This window comes from Salifodinibacter halophilus (assembly GCA_012999515.1).
In the GTDB taxonomy this organism is placed as follows: Bacteria; Pseudomonadota; Gammaproteobacteria; order Nevskiales; family Salinisphaeraceae; genus Salifodinibacter; species Salifodinibacter halophilus.
The window spans coordinates 1-277 of sequence record JABEEB010000199.1; the positions used below are offsets into that span (position 1 = coordinate 1).

The window sequence follows — 277 nt, forward strand, 5'->3', positions numbered from 1 at the left end:
GCCCGCGCACCGCGCACGCGGCCGGCGCCAGCGCCGGCCAGCAGCGGCTGGTCGAGCGGGCCAAGCTGGTGTTGGTCAGCGACCTGTCGCGGCGCTGGACCCTGGCCGAGATCGCCGCCGAGGTCGGGGTATCGCCGGTCTACCTGACCCAGGTGTTCCAGCGCGTGGAAGGGCTGCCGCTGTATCGCTATCAGCTGCGTCTGCGGCTGGCGCGGGCCTTGGATCTGCTCGGCGAGTACGAGGACCTCAGCGCGCTGAGCCTGGACCTGGGCTTCTC

1 protein-coding gene is annotated in these 277 nt (G+C 72.2%); it reads left to right on the plus strand.

Translation table 11 applies throughout. The features are described 5' to 3' along the window. On the plus strand, positions 1-277 hold a 277-nt coding region (locus HKX41_11310; GenBank protein NNC24719.1), incomplete at both ends, for a helix-turn-helix transcriptional regulator.